The organism is Janthinobacterium sp. CG_23.4 (assembly GCF_029892305.1).
In the GTDB taxonomy this organism is placed as follows: Bacteria; Pseudomonadota; Gammaproteobacteria; order Burkholderiales; family Burkholderiaceae_D; genus Janthinobacterium; species Janthinobacterium lividum_D.
Window position 1 is genome coordinate 1455442 of the sequence record NZ_JARXUX010000001.1, and the last position, 20144, is coordinate 1475585.

General features: G+C 61.7%; 21 protein-coding genes and 1 pseudogene. 10 read left to right on the plus strand and 12 right to left on the minus strand.

Annotated elements, in window-relative coordinates:
- Positions 1 to 15: 15 nt before the first annotated feature.
- From H4V96_RS06545 to H4V96_RS06560, 4 genes are all read right to left on the minus strand, one after another.
- Positions 16 to 807, minus strand: a complete 792-nt coding sequence (locus H4V96_RS06545) for an ABC transporter ATP-binding protein (protein ID WP_196856465.1) — start codon at positions 805 to 807, stop codon at positions 16 to 18.
- An 11-nt stretch (positions 808 to 818) separates the two neighbouring features.
- Positions 819 to 1640, minus strand: a complete 822-nt coding sequence (locus H4V96_RS06550; protein WP_196856464.1) for an ABC transporter permease — start codon at positions 1638 to 1640, stop codon at positions 819 to 821.
- Positions 1641 to 1670: 30 nt separating this feature from the next.
- Positions 1671 to 2672, minus strand: coding sequence for an ABC transporter substrate-binding protein (locus H4V96_RS06555; protein ID WP_010396450.1), 1002 nt, complete (start codon positions 2670 to 2672; stop codon positions 1671 to 1673).
- Between the two features lie 395 nt (positions 2673 to 3067).
- A complete protein-coding gene (locus tag H4V96_RS06560) occupies positions 3068 to 3304 on the minus strand; it encodes a hypothetical protein (RefSeq protein ID WP_010396451.1) in 237 nt (78 codons plus the stop codon).
- A 477-nt stretch (positions 3305 to 3781) separates the two neighbouring features.
- Between H4V96_RS06560 and H4V96_RS06565 the strand changes: the two genes are divergently transcribed.
- The 4 genes from H4V96_RS06565 to H4V96_RS06580 all read left to right on the plus strand — a co-directional run bounded on the left by H4V96_RS06565 (position 3782) and on the right by H4V96_RS06580 (position 6969).
- Positions 3782 to 4282 carry a winged helix-turn-helix domain-containing protein gene (locus H4V96_RS06565; protein WP_010396453.1) on the plus strand — a complete coding sequence of 167 codons (501 nt, stop codon included), beginning with the start codon at positions 3782 to 3784 and terminating at the stop codon, positions 4280 to 4282.
- Between the two features lie 365 nt (positions 4283 to 4647).
- Complete coding sequence (locus H4V96_RS06570) at positions 4648 to 5520, plus strand: M90 family metallopeptidase (RefSeq protein WP_196856463.1); 873 nt, start codon at positions 4648 to 4650, stop codon at positions 5518 to 5520.
- A 317-nt stretch (positions 5521 to 5837) separates the two neighbouring features.
- Positions 5838 to 6416: a glycine zipper domain-containing protein gene (locus H4V96_RS06575; protein WP_196856462.1), complete on the plus strand. Its 579-nt coding sequence runs from the start codon at positions 5838 to 5840 to the stop codon at positions 6414 to 6416.
- Between the two features lie 196 nt (positions 6417 to 6612).
- A complete protein-coding gene (locus H4V96_RS06580; protein ID WP_010396458.1) occupies positions 6613 to 6969 on the plus strand; it encodes a hypothetical protein in 357 nt (118 codons plus the stop codon).
- A 20-nt stretch (positions 6970 to 6989) separates the two neighbouring features.
- On the opposite strand, the gene H4V96_RS06585 is transcribed toward H4V96_RS06580, so the two are convergent.
- Positions 6990 to 7856: a universal stress protein gene (locus tag H4V96_RS06585; RefSeq protein ID WP_196856461.1), complete on the minus strand. Its 867-nt coding sequence runs from the start codon at positions 7854 to 7856 to the stop codon at positions 6990 to 6992.
- A gap of 168 nt (positions 7857 to 8024) precedes the next feature.
- Between H4V96_RS06585 and phbB the strand changes: the two genes are divergently transcribed.
- The gene (gene phbB / locus H4V96_RS06590; RefSeq protein ID WP_280720807.1) at positions 8025 to 8777 is read left to right on the plus strand and encodes an acetoacetyl-CoA reductase; all 753 of its coding nucleotides are present in this window, start codon (positions 8025 to 8027) and stop codon (positions 8775 to 8777) included.
- A gap of 177 nt (positions 8778 to 8954) precedes the next feature.
- Here the strand turns inward: phbB and H4V96_RS06595 are convergent, their stop codons facing one another.
- The 5 genes from H4V96_RS06595 to H4V96_RS06615 form a co-directional block, all read right to left on the minus strand.
- Positions 8955 to 9326, minus strand: coding sequence for a TraR/DksA family transcriptional regulator (locus H4V96_RS06595; RefSeq protein WP_280720808.1), 372 nt, complete (start codon positions 9324 to 9326; stop codon positions 8955 to 8957).
- Between the two features lie 127 nt (positions 9327 to 9453).
- Entirely contained in the window at positions 9454 to 9927 is a 474-nt protein-coding gene (locus H4V96_RS06600) for a hypothetical protein (RefSeq protein ID WP_010396464.1), read from the minus strand.
- Positions 9912 to 10718 carry a hypothetical protein gene (locus tag H4V96_RS06605; protein WP_196856458.1) on the minus strand — a complete coding sequence of 269 codons (807 nt, stop codon included), beginning with the start codon at positions 10716 to 10718 and terminating at the stop codon, positions 9912 to 9914. Before H4V96_RS06605 ends, H4V96_RS06600 begins: the two co-directional genes overlap by 16 nt.
- A 106-nt stretch (positions 10719 to 10824) precedes the next feature.
- Positions 10825 to 11643 carry a 2-oxo-tetronate isomerase gene (gene otnI / locus H4V96_RS06610; RefSeq protein ID WP_196856457.1) on the minus strand — a complete coding sequence of 273 codons (819 nt, stop codon included), beginning with the start codon at positions 11641 to 11643 and terminating at the stop codon, positions 10825 to 10827.
- Between the two features lie 159 nt (positions 11644 to 11802).
- Positions 11803 to 13176 carry a DEAD/DEAH box helicase gene (locus H4V96_RS06615; RefSeq protein ID WP_196856456.1) on the minus strand — a complete coding sequence of 458 codons (1374 nt, stop codon included), beginning with the start codon at positions 13174 to 13176 and terminating at the stop codon, positions 11803 to 11805.
- A 290-nt stretch (positions 13177 to 13466) separates the two neighbouring features.
- Here H4V96_RS06615 and H4V96_RS06620 point away from each other — a divergent pair, with 290 nt between their 5' ends.
- The gene (locus H4V96_RS06620) at positions 13467 to 15209 is read left to right on the plus strand and encodes a methyl-accepting chemotaxis protein (RefSeq protein ID WP_196856455.1); all 1743 of its coding nucleotides are present in this window, start codon (positions 13467 to 13469) and stop codon (positions 15207 to 15209) included.
- A 31-nt stretch (positions 15210 to 15240) separates the two neighbouring features.
- On the opposite strand, the gene H4V96_RS06625 is transcribed toward H4V96_RS06620, so the two are convergent.
- Positions 15241 to 15495: a hypothetical protein gene (locus H4V96_RS06625; protein WP_010396476.1), complete on the minus strand. Its 255-nt coding sequence runs from the start codon at positions 15493 to 15495 to the stop codon at positions 15241 to 15243.
- A gap of 214 nt (positions 15496 to 15709) precedes the next feature.
- Here H4V96_RS06625 and H4V96_RS06630 point away from each other — a divergent pair, with 214 nt between their 5' ends.
- The 4 genes and pseudogenes from H4V96_RS06630 to H4V96_RS06645 all read left to right on the plus strand — a co-directional run bounded on the left by H4V96_RS06630 (position 15710) and on the right by H4V96_RS06645 (position 18665).
- The gene (locus H4V96_RS06630; protein WP_196856454.1) at positions 15710 to 16363 is read left to right on the plus strand and encodes a hydrolase; all 654 of its coding nucleotides are present in this window, start codon (positions 15710 to 15712) and stop codon (positions 16361 to 16363) included.
- An 85-nt stretch (positions 16364 to 16448) separates the two neighbouring features.
- Positions 16449 to 18300, plus strand: a pseudogene (locus H4V96_RS06635) (amidohydrolase).
- Positions 18301 to 18309: 9 nt separating this feature from the next.
- A complete protein-coding gene (locus H4V96_RS06640) occupies positions 18310 to 18510 on the plus strand; it encodes a DUF1427 family protein (protein WP_196856453.1) in 201 nt (66 codons plus the stop codon).
- Positions 18507 to 18665, plus strand: coding sequence for a XapX domain-containing protein (locus tag H4V96_RS06645; RefSeq protein ID WP_010396486.1), 159 nt, complete (start codon positions 18507 to 18509; stop codon positions 18663 to 18665). The genes H4V96_RS06640 and H4V96_RS06645 overlap by 4 nt, the downstream gene beginning before the upstream one ends.
- A gap of 65 nt (positions 18666 to 18730) precedes the next feature.
- Here H4V96_RS06645 and H4V96_RS06650 read toward each other — a convergent pair whose 3' ends face one another.
- A complete protein-coding gene (locus H4V96_RS06650) occupies positions 18731 to 19513 on the minus strand; it encodes an inositol monophosphatase family protein (protein WP_010396489.1) in 783 nt (260 codons plus the stop codon).
- Between the last annotated feature and the right edge of the window lie 631 nt (positions 19514 to 20144).

Genomic DNA, 20144 nt, shown 5'->3' on the forward strand with positions numbered 1-20144 from the left:
TTGCTTGCACGACCATTAGTCAGCGGTGCTGGCCATGGTCTCCGCATTGTGATGACGTTGCTGCTCTTCCATCACCATCTCGCCCAGCATGCGCTTGAGGCGGTTGAACTCCGGGTCGCTCGGGTCGCGCGGGCGCGGCAGATCGATGGCCACGTCGCGCTTGACGGTGCCGGGACGGTAGGTCATGACGATGGTGCGGTCGGCCAGGTAGACCGATTCCTCGATCGAGTGCGTGACGAAGACGATGGTGGTGCCGAAGACTTTCCAGATTTTCAGCAATTCATCTTGCAAGTTGCGCCGCGTCAAGGCGTCGAGCGCGCCGAACGGTTCATCCATCAGCATGATCGGAGAATCGAGCGCCAGCACGCGGGCGATCGCCACGCGCTGGCGCATACCGCCTGACAAGTCTTTCGGGTAGCGGGCACGAAATTCCGTCAAGCCCAGCATGCTCAGCAGCATGTCGACCCGTTCGCCGATTTCGGCCGGCGTCTTGCCGGCGATTTCCAGGCCGAAGGCGATATTGCTTTCGATGCTCATCCATGGGAATAGCGCGTATTCCTGGAACACCATGCCGCGGTCGGGACCGGGCTCGGTGATCAGCTTGCCGCCGGCCAGGATCTGACCGGAAGTCGGCTGCGAAAAGCCGGCGATGGCGTTGAGCAGGGTCGACTTGCCACAGCCGGACGGCCCCAGCAGGCAGATGAACTCGCCGCTGGCGATTTCCAGATTGATGTCTTTCAGGGCGATGACGTCGGCGCCGCCGGTGGTGAAGATTTTATTGACTGCATTGATATTGATCGTGGTCATGGCCGTTCCTCTTAGTGTTCCAGGCCGCGGTGCCACTGCAGCAAATGATTATTCAGTGCATTCATGGCCATATCGATGGCCAGGCCGAACAGGCCGATGGTAAACATGCCGGCGATAATTTTGTCAGACCAGAAATACTCGCGCGCTTCCAGGATGCGGAAACCCAGGCCGCTGTTGACGGCGATCATTTCCGCCACGATCACGACGATGAAGGCCGTGCCCATGCCGATGCGTGCGCCGGCCAAAATATACGGCGTGGCAGCGGGCAGGATGACGCGGCGGAACATCGTCATCTGGCTGGCGCCTAGGTTGCGCGCGGCGCGGATATAAATACCATCGACCTGGCGCACGCCGGCGATGGTATTCATCAGCACCGGGAAGAAGGAACCGATGCTGATCAGGAAGAAGGCGGGCGGGTTGCCCAGGCCAAACCACAAAATTGCCAGCGGAATGTAAGCGATCGGCGGAATCGGGCGCAGCACCTGCACCAGCGGGTCGAACAGTTTATAGATGGTCTTGTTGGTGCCCATCAGCAAGCCCAGCGGCAAGGCCAGGCCGGCGCCGATGGCGAAACCGCCCAGCACGCGCGACAGGCTGGCCCAGGCGTCATGCGGCAGTTCGCCCGAGAACATCCACACCAGGTAACTGCCCGTCTCCGGCGTGTACGCTTGCATGGGAATCAGGTATTCATACCACTTCACCAGCACGGCCAAGGGCGAGGGCAGGATTTGCGGATTGATCCAGCCAAACGTCGACAGTGCCTGCCAGAACAGCAGCACGAGCACGGGCACGATGGCACCGTGCGCGAAGCGTTTCATCATTTGAATATTCATCGTGACACTTTCAGATTAGTGTGCTCGTGCTTAGCGTGGCACATAGGATTTCTTGGCTTTTTCCAGCAGGTCCAGCTTGACCCAATCCTGCGCCGCAGGTGGGTTGGCCATGCGGCCCACGCCGAATTTCACCATGTAGTCGGTGGTCAGTTGCACGTGGCTCTGGCTGATATCTTCCGTGAAAATCGCATTGTCGATGGCATCGCGGTAATCCTCGCTAGTGATCTGGTTCTTGAACATCGATTCGCGCACGTATTTTTCCGCCAGCTTTGGGTCGGCCAGGAAGGCGCGGGTGGCGGCGACGAAGCAATCCATGAAGCGTTGGGCCACGGCCGGCTTTTCCTTGTACATTTTTTCCGTCATCACCAGCGCGCGCACGGGCTCGCCCAGCGGCGTGTCATACGGCTTGATGATGGCCGCGCCGTATTTCTTGTGGATCGCTTGCGTGGAATAGGGTTCGGACTGGCTCATGACGTCAATGTCGCGGGTCAGCAGGGCCTGGTTCAGGTCCGGGTAGCCCATGTACAGAATTTGCACGTCCTTGCCCGGCTTATCGGACCAAGTCAGCTTGGCCTTGCTGAGTTCGGCAAACAGCAAGATTTCCTGCGGGCCGCCGCGCGTGACGCCGACTTTCTTGCCTTTCAGGTCGGCAATGCCCTTGATGTTCAGGTCGGGACGCCCGACGATTTGCACGCCGCCCTTGGCGAAGCCGCCCACCAAATACACGGGCAAGCCGGTGGCACGGCCCGTGATGGCCGCTTCCAGCGCGCTGGCGGAGACGTCGATTTCGCCGGCGATCATGGCCGGCACGATGTCGAGGCCCTTGGCAAAGATGCGCTCCTCGATCTTCAAGTCGTATTTCGGCGCGATTTCCTTCATATAGGCGACGGCGCCGTAATGGGCGAATTTCAGGTTGCCCAGGCGTACCAGGTCGGCCGCATGGACGGCCAGCGGGAATTGCGCAGCCAGTGCGACGGCCACGGCGAGTGCCTTGGGGTTCAATAAGGACGAGATGCGGAAGGTGCTTGCCATGCGGTTGTCTCCAAAAAGTTGTTAGTTTTATATAGTCGATCATGCTGCCGCTCTGGAGGCGGTTATGAACATATAAAAGCATCTTCCGTGCCAGTGGAGCGCATTTTGGAGTTTATTGCAAGTGATTGTTTATAAAGGATTAATCTGAATCTGTTGAAAACGGGAAATGGCGCTATTCCGTCTTTTCGCACGGCGAACGTTACGCGAGTGCGGATTGCCGCATTCGCGGCGGACCGCTTCGATGCTGTCCGGCGCTGCGCCTGTCGTGGAACCTTCGTGGCGTGGCTGACTCTAATCGTAAAAAAGCGCGTTGCAAACAGGCTGGCAACGCGCAACTCCCCCGTGGAGTAGGGGCGGCGCCGCGTGGGCGCCTGATGGATTGCCCTCTGGCGCGCTTACTTCGGCGCCGTGGCCGGTGGCAGTGCTGGCGTGGTGGCCGGATCGGTCAGCGGCGCAGGCGGCGTTACCCGTCCCGCACCCGTTTCCGGCATGGCCGGCGTGACGGGGGCCGGCATCACTTGTGGGGTGGACGTAGGGTTGGGCGCCGTTGCTGGCAGCGGCGCCTCGGCTGGTTTCTTGCAGGCGGACAGGGAGAGCAGGGCAGCAGCGGCTAGCAGGGCAGGCATGTTCATGATGAGTCCTTTGTAAAGTATCAAGATAGTCGCGATGGGGTCGGCGCAGGTGGATGGGCGTGCGCCTCGTACTTGCGCCTCGCGTGAAGCTTGAATTTATTGCAAGAATGCCGATGATTCTGTTCGCCACTTCACCTTGAACGCAGAAATATCACGGCATTTAGATGTCGCACAGAAATAATTCTCCGAGGAAATAATTCGCACTTTCTTGCTTCTAATGTTCGTTAACGCACAGACCAAGGGGAAGCAGGGTGGCATTCTGTGCCCAGACGCTCAGGATTTGTCGTGTTCTGGCATAAAAATTGCCAAGAATTTAACAATCCGGGCTACCGGCAATCGTTTAAAAGGAGTATTCAAATGCATGCAATGACTCAGTCTCACGTGAAGAGCGAATTAAAGGCAGCGCACCAGGAACTTCGTAGCCCCGAAAAAGGTACGCAAATGATAGAGCGTGCGGCCCCGGTCCCTGCGGAACGCATGAATCCCATCTCCATGGCACCGATCGAGCGCGTGCGTTCGACGTCGGCCACCCTACGCCGCATCGAAAACATGCAAAAGTTGATCGGCGAATTGTCGCTGCACGAGATGCTGGCCGATGAAATCGCCTGGTTCCTCAAGTTTTCGCCATCGGGTGCACGCAAATATATTCGCGACCTGCGCGAAGCGGGCGTGATCGAACTGGCCCGCTACATCGAAGGTACCGCCACTTATTTGGGCAAGGCAGTGTACCAGCTCACGCCAGACCCTGAGCGCGTGCGCGCCTTCCTGGCCGCCATTGTCCAGCCGAAACGCGAAGGTGCGCCACCACGCAAAGACCGTCCCGGCCTGCGCGAACAAAGCATGGCAGGCAGCGGCCGTCACTTCCATATCCTGGCCGATGACACGCATTACGCCATCCGCGTCAACCGCGGTCCCGTGACGCGCGACCCGCTCGTTGCCGCGCTGTTTGGTGCGCCTCAGCAAAAGGCAGCAGAGTAAACAAGTTTGTGCCGCAGTGCCGCAGTGCCGCGGTGCCGCAGTGGCCGCGCGGCTGCTGGCTGCTGGCTGTCGGCCCGATGCCTGTCGTTGGCACAGTTGGCACTATTATTAGTTGGTATGATTCAGTTGGCATGATTCCTAGCACCTTGACAGCCGGGTTGCGACCCGGCTTTCGGCGTTCGAGCCGACCCTTTGAGCTTGGTGGATTGAAAAGATATCAATCAACCCCATGTGGTCTGGACTGTCCGCCCATTCCGCTGCGGCTTCATTCGAAGGAGCTCGTCCTTGTGTGCCTACGCCGTCTGCCTTAGTCTTATGCGCCCTCTTGCCCTCGTTGCTCCCGCTGCCATGCAGCGTGTCGCTGCATGAACCCGCTACTGTGGATCGTCCTCGTCACGGCCGCCATCGCCTTGTCGCTGTGGTTCCCCCGCTGGCGTCTGCGGCGCGCCCTGGCACGGCCCTTGCCACCTGAGGCGCTGGCCATACTGGAAAAAAACATTCCCGTGTATGCGCGCATACCGGCCTCGCTGCAGCAACAATTGCGCGATCTCGTCGTGCAATTCCTGTATCAAAAGAAATTCGTCGGCTGTGGCGGCCTGGAGATCACCGATGAAATGCGTTATACCATCGCCGGCCAGGCCTGCTTGCTGCTATTGAATCGCCAGACCCGCGTGTATCCGGAACTCGACACCATCCTCGTGTATCCCACGCAATTCATCGTCACGCGCAATGAAGTGGGGCCGGGCGGCGTGGTGACGCCATCGAGCAACGGCTTGCTCGGTGAATCCTGGGGCGATGGCCGCGTGGTGCTGGCCTGGGACCACGTGCAGCGCGGCGCCGCCGACTGGACCGATGGCCACAATGTGGTGCTGCATGAATTCGCGCACCAGCTCGACAGCGAATCGGGCGCCGCGAATGGCGCGCCCTATCTGCCCAGCGTGTCGAGCTACCGTAGTTGGGCCACCGTGCTGTCACGCGACTTCGATAACTTGCGCCACGACGCCATGCTCGAGCAGCAAAGCGTGATGGACCACTATGGGGCCACGAATGCCGCCGAATTCTTTGCCGTGGCCACGGAAACTTTCTTTGAAAAGCCGTATCAGATGGCCGAGCACCATGCCGAGCTGTATGCGCAATTTCTGCAGTACTACAAGGTCGACCCGCGCGACTGGATGGCGCCGCCTGTCGAGCCCGAACACAGGGCCGCGCCATTCCCCAACTTTGCCCAGCATTGGTAAGCGGCCACCTCAGGCCTGCAGCCGCCCCTGATTAGCCTAGCCTAGCTTGCCAGCGCCGCGCTGCGGCGCTTTGCGTTTGCTGGCCCGATCAAAGGCCAGTGCTGGAGCGAGTCACTCCCGAGGATTTCTTTGCGCGGGCGCAACATGCCTGCGCACGACAATCACTGTCCGATAGCCGCAGCCCGCTTGCCACATGCGCATCACTGCGTATGTGATTGAGCAGCTATGTGCGTAAGCGAACGGTATTTCGCGCTGGGCGGGCGCACGCTGGAACGGTGGCGCACGGTGCGTCCGCAGCCGACCAGGAGGGCCGAACCATGTCACACATCATTGCAGCTCATTTTCAATTGCATGAACAGATAGATGCCGCGCGCGTCGCCCTGAGCCGGGTGGGCTTTCCCGCCAGCCGCATCAGCGCCTTCTTTGTCAATCAGCCGGGGCAGCATGATCTGTATGGGCTCGGCGGTGACCGCGACGTCTCACCCGGCGCCCGCGAGACGCCGGAAGGCGTGCTGGAAGGCGTGGCCGTCGGGGCCGCCGTGGGCGCGGGCATTGGCGCCGCCGCCACGCTGGCGACAGGACCGCTGGGTCCGGTGGTAGGGGCGCTGGTGGGCGCCCACGTTGGCTCGCTCTACAGTTTCAATAAAATGAAGGAGGCGGGTGAGTCGGAAATGCATGGCGACCGAGATGGCGACCGACATGGCGAAAATCGCCGCCAGCCACGGCATCCGGGCATGCTGGTCGCCGTCGCGCTGGGCGGTCCCGACGAGCGTGAGCTGGCGCTCGGGGCGCTGCGCCGGCTCGGCGCCGAGCATATCGAGGAAGCGCAGGGCACGATTGCCAATGGCGACTGGCATGACTTCGATCCGCTCAGCATTCCCGTGCTGGTGGCGTGACGCAGCGTAGCTATGGTGCAACATGCATACATTCCGCGCTGTACGAAATTTAGGTATGATACCTCTCAGTATTCGTCATTATTAATAAATAATGGCGACAGGAATAGTTTCCGTGCGCCCGTAGTGAGACTGGACCAAGGTGACTGCCTGTAGTACTTGCCTCGCATGCTAACGAGTATGGATAGGAGGGCGCGTCATGACACAGGCATGGTTCATTCTGACTAGAACCGATGGGCGCGACATCTGCGCGCCCTCGCCGGCACAGCTGGCCGATGCGCTGGCCGAAGTCTATTCCGGCGGCATGGCGCCGGACGGCAGCCCTGCCTCAGTCTTGTTGCGCTTTGGCTACGACGACGGTTTGATGTATCAGGTCGAGGTCGCTAGCGGAGGCGAAGTCACTTTCGAGGAGTGGTCGGACCGCGATTGCGAAATCGCCCTGGCCAACCCGCGCCACATGTCGGCCCTGCCGCAGGATGACGCGCTGCAGCTGTGGCAGTGGCTGGCGCAGCGTCAGGTGGCGAAGATCCGCGGCCAGCCTTGGCAGGGCAGTTAGTGCGCGGCTCCCAAGCGGCCTTAGTGCGCCATCAGCACCGGGATCGTCATGTTCTGCAGAATCGTGCGCGTGACGCCGCCCAGGATGGTTTCGCGCAGGCGCGAATGTCCATACGCCCCCATCACCAGCAAATCGGCCGACAGCTGCATCGCCTGCGTTAGCAGCGCTGCGCCGATATCGCCGCGTCGCACGCCGCCGCCATCGAGCAGATGCAGGTGCGCTGCCACGCCGTGGCGCGCCAGGTAGTGCGTCAGTTCGGCGCCCGGCTGTTCGCCGTGCTCGGCCGCATGTACCTTGGCATCGAAGATGGCCACATGGACTTGTCCGGCGCGCTGCAGCAGAGGCAGGGCGGCCGTCACGGCGCGGCTCGCTTCCTTGCTGGCATTCCAGGAGATGAGCACATTGCGCGCCGCTGCGGGCGGCGCTAGCAGCGGCAGCGGCGGCGCGTACGGCACGATCAGCACGGGGCGGCCCGAATGCAGCAGTACATAGGCGGGAAAGTCGCGCATCACGGATGGCGATTTATCCTTGGCATTGTATTGGCTGATGACGACCAGATCCGCATAGCGGGCCAACAGGCTGATGCCGCCCGCCGCCTCATCGTCGAGCACGCGCTGCTCGAACGAGGCGACGCCGGCCGCGCGCACTTGCTGATCGAATCCGTCGAGCGAACGCGTTGCCCGTTCCCTGAGGAAATTGAGGTGCAAGCTCAGGTTCGGGTCGGCGTCGAGGTCGGGCTGGTTCTGGTAGAGCAGGCGCGACACGCCCGTCAGCGCCACGCCCGTCAGGTGGCCGCCGCAAGCCTCGGTGATGTTGGCTGCCGCTGCGATGCGTGTGGCGCGCCCGGCGCCGTCGTCGATGTGGAGCAATACGGTTTTATACGTCATGGCCTGGCCTCTCGCGGTGCAGTAATGGCCATTCTGGCACAGACCGGGGTGCCTGCCGCGCACGACTGCGTCAGGTTGAGCACTTGATCTTGCGCAAAGCTGGCGATAAAAACTGCTCCTACACTTGATGCCACGCAGAACAACCATAACAAGCGGGGAGAGATAACAATGAAAGAACACAGGGTGGCGCTGGTCACGGGGGGCATGGGCGGGCTGGGCACGGCCTTGTGCCGTCGCCTGCATGCGGCAGGCTTTGCCGTCGTGGCCGCGCATACGCCGGGCAATGCACGCGTGGGTAGCTGGCTCGACGAGCAGCAGGCGCAAGCGTATGTTTTCCATCCCCTGGCCCTGGACGTGGGCGATTTCGCTGCCTGCAGCGATGCCGTCGCGCGCGTGCTGGCGCAGTTCGGCCGCATCGATGTGCTGGTCAACAACGCCGGTATCACGCGCGACCAGAGCATGCACAAGATGGAATTGCCGCACTGGGCCGAGGTCATGCGCACCAATCTCGACAGTGTGTTCAACATGAGCAAGCAGGTGCTCGAACCGATGCTGGCCAAGCGCTGGGGCCGCATCATCAATATCTCGTCCGTGAATGGCCAGAAGGGCGCGTTTGGCCAGTGCAACTATGCGGCCGCCAAGGCGGGCTTGCATGGCTTTAGCAAGGCGCTGGCGCTGGCACTGGAAGTGGCGCGCCATGGCATTACCGTCAACACGGTCTCGCCCGGCTATCTGCGCACGCGGATGGTGACGGCTGTGCCGGCCGATATCCTGGAGACGAAGATTTTGCCGCAAATCCCCGTGGGCCGCCTGGGCGAGCCCGATGAGGTGGCGGCCTTGGTCGCTTACCTGACATCCGACGAGGCGGCGTTCGTCACGGGCGCCAATATCGCCATCAATGGCGGACAGCACATGAGCTAAGCAAGCGTATCGCTTGCAGTAGGGCAAGGGCAGTAGGGCACAGTCATCCGTCCAGCCGGCAAGCACAATGGGCGCTGGGGCGCGGACGCATGGCAACGACAGTCGCGGCAGCAAAGGCAAGAAACACGGGGAAGGGCAGCGATGCCTTGCCTTGGGTCATGCCTTGCCATGGCGGCGTTAGCGTTGTGCCTTTTCCAGCCGCGTCTGGCAATCGATACACAGGCGCGCCTCGGCGCGCGCGTTCAAGCGCTTCAGACCGATGGCTTCGCCGCAGTTGTCGCACAGGCCGTAGCTGCCATCGGCAAACTTGGCCAGCGCCTGCTTGATCATGCACAGCTGCGCCACGTTGTGCTCGGCCGCTTCGCTGACGAGGGCGTTCAAGGTGCGCACGCTGGCGTTGTCGGCAGGCGAGGCTTCGATTTCATTGAGCAGCGAGGCGCGCGCGTCGGCCTCGGCCACTTCGTTCTCTATCTGTTCGAGCAACGCCAGCTTGCGTTGCTCGAGCACGCCTTGCAGGTGCTGCAGCTGGTCTTGCGGTAATCGATTCATGGTCATCACCCGGTAGCACTTACTTCCATGATGCTAGCCCAAAATTGGCCGCCCTGCTTGCTTTACTGCCTGCGCTGTCGTGCATGATCTGCTGGTACCAGTTTGTCTCGCCTCGCTGCTGGCTGAATCAGCCAGGTGCCCTATCTTGTAGCCGCTCTCGCACCTTGTCCAGGGTACCGAGGATGCGTATGGGATTGCCGCCGAGCACGGCGCTGCCCAGATGCAACAAGCTCGTCGCCAGGCTGATCCAGTGCCGTACGTCGTCGTTGCGGGCGATGTGCAAACGCACTGTGTCGAGCAGGCCGCTGAGCTGGCGCTGCGCCGTTTCCAGGCCAGCGACTGTGTGCCCGGCGGCATCGGCATACAGCTGGTTGGCTTGCTGGCGCAAGGCCACTTCCAGGGCGAAGACGGTTTGTGCCTGACTGTGGCTGATGCCGTTTTCGCCTTGGCTTGCGCGCTTGCGGATGGCGCGCATGACGGCGCCATGCAGGGTAACGGCCGCCTGCGACAGGCTGTCGGCCAGTTGTTCGACGCGCATGGCGCTGCTGAGAGCGGCTTCGCGGCGTTCGCTGCCGCTGCTCCTGCCTACTGATCCGTCCATTTTTCCTCCGTAGTGGTCAGGCTGGCGGCGAGCCGGGCGTGTTCGCGCGCCAGTGCCGCCAATTGCTGGCGCGCCAGCGTATGACGCAAGCCATACAGCCGATATTCTTCGGCTTTGCTTTGCTGCATATTTTTCGCCAGTACGGCCAGCAGGCGCTGCTGCGGCGTGTCGGCATACGCAATTTCCACGTCGAGCAAGCCGAGCACCATGTCGCGCTCGTTATCGCCGCTTTTGTCGTACAGCGCCAGCAAGCTGTCGAGCGCGGCCAGCAAGGCTTGCAGCGGCGCGTCGCCGTCGTGCAGCACTTGCGCCAAGTGTGCCTGCTGGCTGGCGGAGCCGCCCAGGCGCGACAGTTGCTGCAGCAACAGGGTGTAGGCGTTAACATGGCGATCGTCGATGCCGCTGCCCGGCCAGGCGCGGATGGCGGCGCCGGCGCCGGCCAGTTCGGGCTGTACGTCATAGGCATCGGCTTGCGCCAGCCGGCCCAGCGTTTGCAGGTATAGGCGCACGGCCTGCGTCAGGCGCGTGACATCGGCTTGCGCGGCGCGGCGTTGCGCATCGAGCAGGCGTTCGCGCGCGTCTTCGGCCGGCGAAAGATACGGACGCGCGCGCTGATAGCTGTCCACGTGGCGCTGCGACAGTTCGCTGAAAGCGTTCAGGGCATTGGTGCCGCTGGCCAGGGCGCGCACTTGCGCCAGGTCGTAGCGGGAAGTGGCGCAGCCGCACAGTGCGACGGCCAGGCAGATGTGCAGGCAAAGGGCGCGCTGATGGCGGATAGGCAGGGCGGACACGTGAGCTCTCGACAGAAAATACTGTATGGAAAGGTATTCTCAGGCCGGCCTGCGCTGGCTGCCTTGTGCGGGCGCAAGCGTGCTGCGATCAACTGTGCTTGCTGTCTTAAATTCCCGCGATGCCCGCAGTCCCCGCAGTTCCCGCAGTTCCCATCAATTGCTCGCGCCAGCCCAGTCCTGCCACGGTATCGCTGGCAGGGCGGTATTCGCAGCCGACCCAGCCTGCGTAGCCGATCTGGTCCAGTAGCTTGAATAAGTGGCGGTAGTTGATCTCGCCCGTACCCGGTTCGTGGCGGCCAGGCGTGTCGGCGATCTGGATGTGGCGGATCAGGGGTAGCATGGTACGGATGGTGTTGCTCAGTTCACCCTCCATGCGTTGCATGTGATAAACGTCGTACTGCAAGAAAACATTGCTGCGCTGGCAGTCGGTGATGATGTCGGCTGCTTGCTGGCTATGGTTTAGAAAGTAAGCGGGCATGTCGTAGCGGTTGATTGGCTCGATCAGCACGTCGATGCCGTGTGGAAGGCAGGCGTCGGCTGCATATTGCAGGTTGCCGATCAGGCTTTGCCGTGCCAGTCCCAGACTCATGCCGTGCGCTACGATGCCCGCCATGCAGTGCAATTGCTTCGCACCGAGTGCCAACGCGTAGTTGAGCGCCACTTGCACATAGTGACGGAATTGTTCGCCCCGGCGCGTATCGCAGGCGATGCCCCACTCACCGTGTTCCCAGTCACCGGGCGGGAAGTTGAAGACGGCCAGTTGCAGATGGTGACGTTCGAGTCGCGTAGCGATCTGGCGCGCCTCGACGGCATAGGGGAACAGAAACTCGACAGCATCGAAGCCCGCCTCCCTGGCGGCGGCAAAGCGCTCCAGGAAAGGCAATTCGGTAAACATCATGCTGAGGTTAGCGGCGAAGTTCGGCATGGCAGTACGCAGGTGAGGACGATGGACACCATCCTAGCTCAAAACCGGCAAAGGTAAGCATGCGTAAAAAAACCGTTCCAGAAGCAGGTTCTGGAACGGTTTTACCGTCTTGTTGATACAGACAAGCGCCGCCTGAAAGGGGCGCCTTAAGGCCGCGTTTTAGCGGCCGCGACCGCCGGAACGGTGCGATGCTGCCGAACGCGGCGCATTGCCGCCACGGTTGCCACCACCACCACCGCCGCCCGCTGGGCCGGCGCTGCGTGGCTTGGCGCCGCTGCCGCCGGTTTTTACGCGCACCACGGCGCCAGCTGGCGCGCGGCTGTTGTTGCGGTGGCCGCCGGTGCCGCTGCGCAATTGCACAGGCTGGGCGCGAGCGTTCAGGTCTGGCTCGAAGCCTTCGATGACTTCGCGCGGCAGGGTTTGCTTGATCAGCTTTTCAATGTCTTTCAACATTTCGTGCTCATCCACGCAGACCAGCGACACGGCTTCACCCTTGGCGCCGGCGCGACCCGTGCGGCCGATACGGTGCACATAATCTTCCGGAATGTTCGGCAAGTCGTAGTTGACGACGTGCGGCAACTGATCGATGTCGATACCGCGCGCGGCGATGTCAGTGGCGACCAGTACTTGCAATGTGCCATCCTTGAACTCGGACAGTGCGCGCGTGCGCGCCGACTGGCTTTTGTTGCCGTGGATGGCCAGGGCGCCGATGCCGTCCGCACCCAGTTGCTCGACCAGTTTATTGGCGCCATGCTTGGTGCGCGTAAATACCAGCACTTGCGTCCAGTTGTTCGACTTGATCAGGTAGGACAGCATCGGGTGCTTCTTGTCGCGGTCGACCGGATGGATCTTTTGCTTGATCACTTCCACGGTCGAATTGCGGCGCGCCACTTCGATCATGGCTGGCTTGTTCAGCAAGCCATCGGCCAGGGCCTTGATCTCTTCCGAGAACGTGGCCGAGAACAGCAGGTTCTGACGTTTTGGCGGCAGCACGGCCAGCACTTTCTTGATGTCGCGGATGAAGCCCATGTCGAGCATGCGGTCGGCTTCGTCGAGAATCAGGATTTCCACTTTCGACAGGTCAACCGTGCCCTGGCCCATGTGGTCCAGCAAACGGCCCGGCGTGGCGACGAGGATGTCGACGCCGTGCTTGAGCTGTTTGATTTGCGGGTTGATGCCGACGCCGCCGAAGATCACGGTGGAGTTCAATTTGGTGTACTTGCTGTAGGCGCGCACGCTTTCCTCGACCTGCGCGGCGAGTTCGCGCGTCGGTGCCAGGATCAGGGCGCGGATCGGGCGCGTCGAAGTGGTGCTGGTGATGGACGCGCCATTCGCGTCGGTCGACAGACGGTGCAGCACGGGCAGGGTAAAGCCGGCCGTCTTGCCGGTACCGGTTTGTGCGCCGGCCAGCAAGTCGCCGCCAGCCAGCACGGCGGGAATCGCCTGCGACTGGATGGGGGTCGGCACGGTGTAGCCGTGTTCGGTAACGGCACGTACGATAGCGTCGGACAATCCGAGGGAGGAAAAGGACATGGTAACTTTATTGTGAGATCGGCCTGTCGCCGTCGTGAGGCGCCAGTCGCAGGCAATCAGATTAGGGGTCGAAAGACAGCGGCAAGGGGACTGGTCATATGTGCCGCACACGCGAAGTATAACAGCATGGCAAAAAACCGCCGATTTTGTTTCAGGTGCGCAAGGCCACAGGTAAAGGAAGTGCATGCCTATGGCGCGCTCACCATGCGCATTAGTGACTAATATTGGTGCTAGCACTCCATGCGCGGGTCTTGCCGTGGTGCCGGGGTGCTCACTCCTGGAGCAATATCATGCGTATCGCCGATCTTCGCATCGCCACCCGCCTGTATGGCGGTTTCGGCAGCATCGTTCTGTTGCTGGTCGCCCTGGTCAGCGTCGCCACGCTGAATGTCTCGCGGCTGGCCGACGCCACTGCCATTAATACCCATACTTACCAGGTGCTCGCTGAAAACAGTGCGATCCTGGAGAGCTTGATTAATATGGAAACTGGCCAGCGCGGCTACGTCATCACGGGCGAGGAAGCGTCGCTGGACTCATACAAGGAAGGGCAGGCCGCGTTTGGCACGCACCTGGCGGCGGCGCGCGCCTTGACCAGTGATAGCCCGGCCCAGCAGGAGCGCCTGGCGAAGCTCGATGCTGCCAAGCAAGCCTGGCTGGCCGCTGCGCTCGATCCCGTGATCGCCATGCGGCGTACCGTGGTGCACGGCACGGCGACCATCGAGCCTGTGTTGGCGCGGGTGAAGGAGGGCAGGGGCAAGCGTGGCATGGATACCATGCGGGCGCTGCTTGGCGAGATCAGCCAGGTGGAAATGGGCTTGCTGGCCCAGCGCACGGCAGCGGCAGCGGCCCTGCAGGTCCGCACGCGCTGGACTTTACTGGGCGGCGGTGCGGCGGCGCTGGTCCTGGGCGTCCTGCTCGCCTATTGGCTGGCGCGTAACATCAGTGCGCCCTTGCGCTCGGCGATCGACATCGCCCGGCAGTTGGCGCAGGGCGATTTGACGGTGCAGGTAGAGGTGCATTCGAAGGATGAGACGGGCGAGCTGATGCAGGCCTTGAAAGACATGACGGCCAGCCTGCTGAACATCGTCACGCAAGTGCGCGGCGGCACGCAGGCCATCGCCACGGCGTCGCGCCAGATCGCCGCGGGCAATAGTGACTTGTCTGCACGCACGGAGCAGCAGGCCAGTTCGCTGGAAGAGACGGCCTCGTCGATGGAGGAGCTGACCAGCACGGTACAGCAAAACGCGCACAGTGCCAGCGAGGCCAACGGCCTGGCGGCGTCGGCTTCTGTCGTGGCAGGCAAGGGCGGCAGCGTGGTGGCGCAAGTGGTCGATACCATGGGCTCGATCAACGATTCATCGCGCAAGATCGTCGACATCATCGGCGTGATCGACGGCATTGCCTTCCAGACGAATATCCTGGCCCTGAACGCGGCCGTGGAGGCGGCCCGGGCGGGCGAGCAGGGGCGCGGCTTTGCCGTCGTCGCCACCGAAGTGCGCAACCTGGCACAACGTTCGGCCGCCGCCGCGAGGGAAATCAAGACCCTCATCAACGACTCGGTGGCGCAGGTGGAGAGCGGCGCGCGCCTGGTCGACGAGGCCGGTCACACGATGCGCGAGATCGTCGATAGCGTGCACAGGGTCAGCAGCATTGTCGGGCAGATCTCGGCCGCCAGCGACGAGCAACGGGCTGGCATCGAGCAAGTCAACCAGGCGATCAGCGAAATGGACCAAGTGACCCAGCAAAACGCTGCGCTGGTGGAAGAGGCTGCCGCAGCGGCTGAATCGATGCAGGAGCAGGCTGCCCGGCTGGCCGAGGTGGTGAGCGTGTTCAAGACGGCGCAGGTGGACGCCGCACCGCTGGCGCCGCGCCGCAAGCCGGCGAGCGCTGGCGCACGCTGGTCGGCGCGTCCGCCTGCCATGGCGTCGCGCCCCGCAGCCAAGGTGTTGCCGACTAAGACGCCGCCACCGCGCAACGTGCAGGCGGGCGACGGCTCACGTCTCGCCAAAAATGACAAATGGGAAGAGTTCTAGTCAGCGCTCTCGCCTGGGGCGCCTCGCAGGCCTAGTCATCGATCTCTTCGACGGTGTAGCTCATGCCACTGGCATCGAGGTAGGCGCGCAATGATGCCAGTGCGTGCCAGGGATCGGCGCGCAGGTGCTGGCAGATATACAGGCCGGCGTCCGTCAAGCGGATATCGGTTTCGGGCAGGGCGGCGTCGGGCGCGTCGGGTGCTTGCGACCGTGTGGCCAGCAGTTGCGCGATGTGCTGGCGCTGCTCCTGCGTCAGGCTGGCCGTAATTCTGAATTCAAATCCCATGTTTTCTCCCGGTGTTGTGGCGCGCCGATGCGCGTAATTTTAATCATCGAAAAAATCGTATATAGCTTGGCATTCTTTCCGTTTTTTTTCAAGATGTCTCGTGCATACTGCACCGCACTGGCCTGGCATGCAGCAACTGCACCAGTTTGCGGGCGGAAACGCCACGAAAGTAATACATTTTATATATTCAATTATTTTCACAAAGGAAAACATCATGCCTATCGCTACCGCCCAAGCTGCACAAAAACTGCTGACTCCAAATGATCATACCCTGATCATGATCGATCACCAGTCGCAGATGGCGTTCGCTACCCGCTCCATCGACCTGGCCCTGCTGCGCAACAATGCGGCTCTGATGGCCAAGGCGGCGGCGCAATTCAAGGTGCCGACGATCCTCACCACCGTGGCCGCCAAATCGTTCTCCGGCCCTATCTTTGATGAAATCCAGACGGTCTTCCCCGCACAGGCACCGATCGACCGCACGACCATGAATACTTGGGAAGATGTGCGCATCGCCGACAAGGTGAATGGCTACGCCAAGGGCAAGATCGTGCTGGCCGGCCTGTGGACGTCTGTTTGCATCGTGGGTCCCGCGCTGTCGGCGCTGGAACAGGGATTCGAGGTGTATGTGATCGCCGACGCCAGCGGTGACGTGTCCGACGAAGCGCATGCGATGGCCATGCAGCGCATGCTGCAGGCGGGTGCGCAGCCGATGACGTCGGTGCAATACTTGCTCGAACTGCAGCGTGACTGGGCCCGCAGCGACACCTACAACGAGACGGTGGCGACGGCCGTGGCGCACGGCGGCGGCTATGGCCTGGGCTTGATCTACGCCAAATCCATGTTCAACGCCAGCGAAGGCCATTGATGGCTCCTTAATTGCTCATAGACATGATTTGTCCCCGCCGCTTGCCGGCGGGGCAAGTGTTAGCATCTGATTTCGGAGATTTAGCATGAGCGCAAGCATGATTTTACACAATGGCCGTTTCCACACGGTCGACAGGACGCAGCCGCTGGCGTCCGCCGTTGCCATCGCCGACGGCAAATTTCTCGCCGTGGGCGACCTTGAAGACGTGATGCGCCATCGCGGCCCGGCCACGCAGGTGATCGACCTGGACGGCCGCACGGTCATTCCCGGCCTGAACGACTCGCATTTGCACCTGATACGCGGCGGCTTGAACTATAACCTCGAATTGCGCTGGGAAGGCGTGCCCTCGCTGGCCGACGCCTTGCGCATGCTGAAAGAACAGGCGCTGCGCACGCCGAACCCGCAATGGGTGCGCGTGGTGGGCGGCTGGACCGAATTCCAGTTTGCGGAAAAACGCATGCCGACCCTGGATGAAATCAACGCCGCCGCGCCCGACATGCCCGTCTTCATCCTGCATCTGTACGACCGCGCCCTGCTGAACCGCGCCGCCTTGCGCGCGGTCGGCTACGATAAAAATACGCCGAACCCGCCAGGCGGCGAGATCGTGCGCGACGCAGCCGGCAACCCCCACGGGCTTGCTGATCGCCCGGCCCAACGCCATGATTTTATATGCGACCCTGGCGAAAGGCCCCAAGTTGCCGCTGCAATTGCAAGTCAATTCCACGCGCCAGTTCATGCGCGAACTGAATCGCCTGGGCATCACCAGCGCTATCGACGCCGGTGGTGGCTTCCAGAATTATCCCGAGGATTACGCCGTCGTCGATGAACTGGCGCAAAAAGAGCAACTGACCATCCGCATCGCCTACAACCTGTTTACGCAAAACAAGGGCGCCGAGCTGCAAGACTTTCAGAAGTGGACCGGCATGCTGAAACCGGGCGACGGCACGGATTTCTTGCGCCACAACGGCGCCGGCGAAATGCTGGTGTTTTCCGCCGCCGACTTCGAGGATTTCATCGAGCCGCGCCCCGAACTGGCCGCTGGCATGGAAGACGAGCTGGAAAAGGTCGTGCGCCACCTGGTCGAGCAGCGCTGGCCATTTCGCCTGCATGCCACCTATGACGAATCGATCAGCCGCACGCTCGACGTGTTCGAAAAGGTTAACCGCGATACGCCGTTCGCCGGCTTGCACTGGCTGTTCGACCACGCGGAAACCATCAGCCTGAAAAATATCGACCGCGTCAAGGCGCTGGGTGGCGGCCTGGCCATCCAGCACCGCATGGCTTTCCAGGGCGAGTATTTTGTCGAGCGCTACGGCGCCCACGCTGCCAGGGCTACGCCGCCCGTGCAGCGCATGCTGGACGCGGGCGTGCCCGTGGGCGGCGGCACCGATGCCACCAGGGTCGCCAGCTATAACCCCTGGACGGCGCTGTACTGGCTGGTATCGGGGCGCACCGTGGGCGGCCTGGCCCTGACGGATGCAGCGGGCAGATTGTCGCGCGACACTGCGCTGTAGCTGTGGACGGCGGGCAGTGCCTGGTTTTCCAGCGAGCAGGGCAAGAAGGGACGCATCCGCGAGGGCATGCTGGCCGACCTGGCCGTATTGTCGGCCGATTATTTCATGGTGTCGGAAGAGGCGATCAAGTCCATCGAATCCGTGCTGACCGTGGTGGGCGGCAAAATCGTCTATGTCCAGGGGTCATTTTCTTCGCTGGCGCCGCCTTCGATTCCCGTGTTGCCCGAATGGTCGCCCGTGCGCACCGTGCCGGGCCATTACCGTGCTGCGGCCACGCCGGCGCAAGCGTTGCCGCCGCACCAGTGCGCGGGCGCCTGCGGCGTGCATGCGCATGCGCACGACCGGGCGCGCAAGTCGGTCGTGCCGATTTCCGATTTTTCCGGCTTTTGGGGCACGCTCGGGTGCAGCTGCTTCGCTTTCTAGGGGAACTTCATGCAATACAAAAAAGTGATTTTGGGGCTGCTGCTGGCCTTTGTCGTGGGCTTCGTCTGCCAGTTGGCGCACATCCCCGTGCCGGCGCCGCCAGTGCTGGGCGCTGCGCTGCTGGTGTTTCTGACTAGCTGCGGCTATTGGCTGACGGGCCTGTACCTTGAGCGCCGCGCACCAGCACAAGCGCAGCGGGAGGCGCCATGAACGTCATGCTGGCCGGCGCCGTGCTCGGCGTGCTGGTGGGCGTCGTGTGTCGCCGGTTCGACCTGCCATCGCCCACGCCACCCACGCCGACAGGCGCGGCGATGGTGGTGGCCATGACTTTGGGCTTTGTCGTGGCCGGGCATGTCAGTCCCTGAACGTAAAAAAACCGGCCTAGGCCGGTTTTTTCAGTATGCCGCGTGCGCGGCGCCGATGCTTAACCTTACGCGAAAGGCGTCAGCAAGGTAATCATCTGGCCAAAGATCTTCGGGCTGGCGGCAATCACGTCACCCTTGTACAGGTAGTCCGATTCGCCGCTGAACTCGCCGACGATACCACCCGATTCCGTGATCATCAGGGCGCCGGCAGCGATATCCCAGGGCTTCAAGCCTTTTTCGTAGAAGCCATCGAGGCGGCCGCAAGCGACGTAAGCCAGGTCCAGCGCGGCCGAGCCGGCGCGACGTACGCCCTGGCTGCGTTCACCCATGATCGCGTACATCTTCAGGTATTCATCGAGTGCGCGGGCGCTGCCTGCCACGTAGCCGGTGCCCAGCAGGGCGTTCGAGATGCGGTCCAGCTTGGTGACGCGGATGCGTTTTTCATTCAGGTAGGCGCCGGCGCCCTTGGTGGCTGTAAACAGGTCGTTGCGTACCGGGTCGTAGATGACGGCTTGCGTGACGACGCCGCGATGCGCGAGCGCGATCGAGATGCAGTACTGCGGGAAGCCGTGGATAAAGTTGGTGGTGCCATCGATCGGGTCGATGATCCATTGAAATTCATTCTCGTCATGGCTATTGGCGGAAGCTCCCGATTCCTCAGCCAGGAACGCGTGGTCCGGGTAGGCTTTGGACAGCACCTCGATGATGGCTTGTTCGGCCGCCTGGTCGACGTCGGTGACGAAATCGTTATGTTGTTTTTCCGTGACGACGACGCGGTCGAGGTCAAAAGAGGCGCGGTTGATGACGGCGGCGCCGCGGCGGGCGGCTTTGATCGCCGTGTTGAGCATTGGGTGCATGTGAGCTTCCGTTAAAAGCACGCGACCGCCCAGCGTCGCCTTTCGGCGCCGGTACGATAGAGTGCAAGAATGAATTAAAGAGCGGAGCGGTGTCGAACTGCTTAAAATCCCGGCCCGGCGTCAGCGTTTTGTGACTCCGTTTCCCGAAATTTTCTGTATCGATACCGCGCAATAGCGCTATTTTAAATGAATCTACCGGAAACCAACACGTCTCTTTTCAAGCGTCTGCGATTTATTCTTGCTGAAGCTAGTCGCCCTGGCAACATTGGCGGCGTTGTACGCGCCATGAAAACGCTGACTTAAGCGTTATACAATGGAACGCCTTTGCCGATGCAGCTTTCACGTCATTCGTCGCATCGTATGTAGAAAATGCGCAGAAATGTGAATTTTTAAATTGAATATGTCACGATTTATATCGCTGTGCAGGCAATTTTTCCTCAGGGCGCGGCGACTTGCTTGCCGGTTGCACGAGTTGGCCGTTCCAGGCGACGACCCATCGCGCCGCCTGTCCTTTTTCTTGCCGACTTCTCGCGTTAAGGAAACGCTCCATGGCCAAGTTAAGCCGAAGCTGGGCATACATTTTTCTCATACCGCACGTGTCACAATCACCGCCATCCCCGAC